The 3,854-nt window shown below is 39.6% G+C and carries 3 protein-coding genes; all 3 read right to left on the bottom strand.

All coding sequences use genetic code 11. From position 1 onward, the window contains the following. Positions 1-322 precede the first annotated feature (322 nt). The 3 genes from DXA13_RS20515 to DXA13_RS20520 all read right to left on the bottom strand — a co-directional run bounded on the left by DXA13_RS20515 (position 323) and on the right by DXA13_RS20520 (position 3,407). Positions 323-1,477 carry an N-acetylmuramoyl-L-alanine amidase family protein gene (locus tag DXA13_RS20515; RefSeq protein WP_118246841.1) on the bottom strand — a complete coding sequence of 385 codons (1,155 nt, stop codon included), beginning with the start codon at positions 1,475-1,477 and terminating at the stop codon, positions 323-325. A gap of 83 nt (positions 1,478-1,560) precedes the next feature. After that, positions 1,561-1,854 (bottom strand): hypothetical protein, encoded by a 294-nt coding sequence (locus tag DXA13_RS23380; RefSeq protein WP_347559940.1) that lies wholly within the window; start codon positions 1,852-1,854, stop codon positions 1,561-1,563. Next, positions 1,851-3,407, bottom strand: coding sequence for a sugar phosphate nucleotidyltransferase (locus tag DXA13_RS20520; protein ID WP_347559941.1), 1,557 nt, complete (start codon positions 3,405-3,407; stop codon positions 1,851-1,853). The genes DXA13_RS23380 and DXA13_RS20520 overlap by 4 nt, the downstream gene beginning before the upstream one ends. Positions 3,408-3,854: the final 447 nt, after the last annotated feature.

Genomic DNA, 3,854 nt, shown 5'->3' on the forward strand with positions numbered 1-3,854 from the left:
ATGGAAGCGCCCATTGCTAACAGAGCTGATGCAGATAATACTGCAACTAATTTAGTCTGCTTTTTCATAATGAATGCACTCTCCTTTTTGTTTTCTGAAATACTTTTTTGAAATTTCTAATTGCATTACGAGGTCATTATACTTCCAATAATGGAAATTATAGATAGTTGGCGAGTGACGCAGGATATTTTGTTCGGAGAGCTTCTATATAAAAAGGAGTTTTAAAGAACCTTCCAGATAAATAAAAACATCATGCACTTACCCAGAATGCAGGATAAATGTATGATGTTTTATTGTTATCTTATTTATTTTATTATGATACTTAATGAGGTCCGCTGGTCTGCCCCGGTTTTAAGTTATCGCTGGAACTTGTATATCCACCAGAAGGGGAAGAACCGGAGTTGGAGGCAGTAGGAGCATTGGAAGAGTTATTCGAACTGCCAGGACTTCCTGTTACTACATTATTAGATGAACTGCCAGAACCACTCGGACTGTTATTGGAATTAGAATTACTGTTAGGAGGACCAGACACAGTATTATTACTGCTTCCACCAGGAGCGTTGCTGGATGACCCTGTATTCGTTCCGGGAGCATTGCTGCCAGATGAGCTGCCGCCAGGAGCGTTTCCAGAAGATGTTCCATTGGCAGTATAGACGCCATTAGAGGCAAATGTATAATTTATCCCATCAATGTTAAGGGTCGTATTGGCAGCCATTTTTCCGGTAGAAGGATCAAGATAGTAATAATTGCCGTCGTTCAGTTTTAACCATCCTGTCTGCCTATGGCCGGCATTATTGAAATAATACCAGGAACCGTCGATCTGTTTCCATTCATGGGACATGGTTCCATCATCCAAATCCATGAAATAATGATTGCCGTTACTGTCCTTCAGCCACCCGGTCGCCATCTTTCCGTCGCTGCCCAGATAATAATAGGCATTGTTAAGCTGCTTCCATCCGGTAATCATCTTTCCGTCTTCGCCAAAATAATACCAGTAATTGTCAATTTTCTGCCATCCGAATGCACAGCGTCCATCGGATTTGAAATAATACCATGCGTTATCCGTATTGCGCCATCCTATTGCCATAGCACCGTCAGCTTTCAGAAAATAGTACTGATCCGTACCGTCTACATGAACCCATCCGGTCCTCATAATACCATTATCCTGAATATAGTAAGACTTTCCATCGACAGTGATCCATCCGGTGTCCATCTGTCCGGATGAGTTGAAATGATACCAAGAATCACCGATCTGTTTCCATCCGATTGTCATTTCCCCATTGTTTTCATTCATATAATAATATTTGTTGTCAGATGTACTAAGCCACCCTTTACGGAGCGATCCGTTGTCATCTGTATACGTCCATGTAGAACCTTTTGCCGTCCAGCCTGCAAGAGAAGGAAAGCATGGAGTAAGACTCATGATTCCGATGAGGCCGACACAGGCTGCAAATGCAGCCGGGCGATTATGTTTCATTTCCTGGTTCCCCCTTTTGTAAGTGTTATATATCTGATTATAACATAATCCATTGGAAATGGAATAACGATTTTATTACAATTTTACAGTTCATCAGCCAGCTTTCTATAATAGTCCTTTGCATAGCGATACATGATAAGAGTATAATCGCCAAATTCTTCGCCAAGAGAACTTTTATATACTGCCCATAGAGCCCACAAAAAACCTCCGAGTGCAGCATATGCGTAGATTACAAAACGTTCCTCGCTGTTCCATGATCTGCCAAGATACAGTTCCGCCAGTTGTTTCATTTCGGCTTCTGTATAATAGGAATAGATGGAGCACATGGCAATATCAATCAATGGATCACACATTCCAGCATATTCCCAGTCGATCAAACGAGGCCGCCATTTTCCAGCATAAGGAAATTGTCTGCGTTGCTGTCAATATGGCAGAGGATTTTTGGGCGGTTCATGGAAGCGAGTTTATCTATGAGCTGGTTCATCCATTCAAGGACTACCTTATGATCTTCAAATAAAATACTTTCATGTGTTCTGCAGAGCTTTTCATAGAAGTCAATCCGTTCCTTTATGTCAAAATCATGATTTACAGTAATTCCTGATTCATGGAAGCGCCTAAGGAGCTTCATGCACTGGCTCATATCTTCCAAGTTCCTTGCATCGGCAGTTCGCGAATTTTCATAGTAGCGGGATATCTTATAACCGGTATCGCTGTTGAAGTACACAATTCGTTCTGTAATTCCAAGAGAAGCAATAGCCTTATAGACTTCACCTTCCTGATATCGGTTAATCAGAAGTTCTGTTCCAGGACCAGGAATACGGCAGATATAATTTTTATCTTCAATGTCAAACAAAAAAGATTTATTTGTCATACCAGCTTTCAGGCAACGGAGATTGCGAATTGAAGACTCATCTACCTGAAATACTTTTGCGACCAGCTCAAGCGCCTGATTATTGGAATGAGTTTGATATTTTGGATCAAATCGACGCAGTTCTTCTAGGTTTTCAAATTCATAAACCTGGTCATCCGGCTGACAGTTCGCATACATTACTGCAGCTCTTTCGGCTTTGGATAATTCAGCCACGAATGGGCTTCCGTTTTCTTTTAAGCGCTTTGCAGCAGTCCCATTCACCATTTCCTGAAAAACATGCTCCCAGTAAAACTGTTCAGTGCCGGGAATTTGGTAATATTCTTCCAGCACAGAAAGGAAGAGATTCGAAAAATTTGCTGATAAAAATACAGGGCCATACATAAACCACGAATTTTCTCCGCCGATCTGTACTCCAGTAATGACTTTTTTCTTATTAAATTGGATGCACCATTCAGATGTCTTTCCGTCTGTATGGCAAAGGGAGTACCATGCACCGCATTCATACTTGTGGAACATATTACTTCGCAGCCAGTTATCAGATGAAAGAAGATACATGTTGCGGCTTTTTAAAAGATGACGGGCACAGTAAACAGAAGTTAAGGTGTTTTTACAGGAATATTCAGGATTGTAAAGAAGCTGCACCTGATATTTATCGATCAGGTATTCGAATTTTTCTTTCAGATATCCAACTACAATTGTGATATTATAGATACCTGCCTCGTGGAGCTGCCGAATCTGACGTTCGATCATGCGCTCTCCGAATATTTCCAGAAGGCCTTTAGGCATTTCAAAGGTAAGCGGAACAAAACGAGAGCCAAAACCAGCGGCTAGAATAACTGCTCCATCCACTTTGTACTGTTCTAACAGTTCTTTTCCTCTTGGCAGGAGTTCCAGTAGCGAACTCCCGTCTTTTGAGGGGGAGATGAGACCTTGATGAATACATTCCTTTATTAAACTGTTAACTGTACCTAGAGAAACATCAAGAATCTGAGCAAGTTCACGCTGGGTAATTCCTGGAGACTCCAGAATACTTCTGCATATTAATCCGTAACGGTCCAATGTTGTATACCTCCATTATTTTTTTATCAATCCTTTAATATAAATATCTTTGTTCAAAAAAAGCATGGGAGCTTAATATATGAACATTATATCATGCAATATTAAAAAAACAAGGAATTCTGCTTAATTGCATCTCCCTGGATGCAAATTTCGATAATAATTCGGTTTCCGTAAGAATTTCGTAAGAAAATGCACAGATAAAAGTTATGGTATTTTGAAAGAAAGTATATTATACTGTACACGTGTGATGGAGAGGTAAAAATATTTCTCATGGTTACATATCAATATTTGTCTAATTTTTCAGGAAGTTAGAAAAAATGTTAAAAAAGTATTGATAATTCCAATATTGGAAGTATAATGACCTCGTAATGCAATTAGAAATTTCAAAAAAAGTATTTCAGAAAACAAAAAGGAGAGTGCATTCATTATGAAAAAGCAGACTAAATT

Origin of the sequence: Clostridium sp. AM58-1XD, from assembly GCF_003464085.1 — a bacterium.
Taxonomy (GTDB): domain Bacteria; phylum Bacillota; class Clostridia; order Lachnospirales; family Lachnospiraceae; genus Lachnoclostridium_A.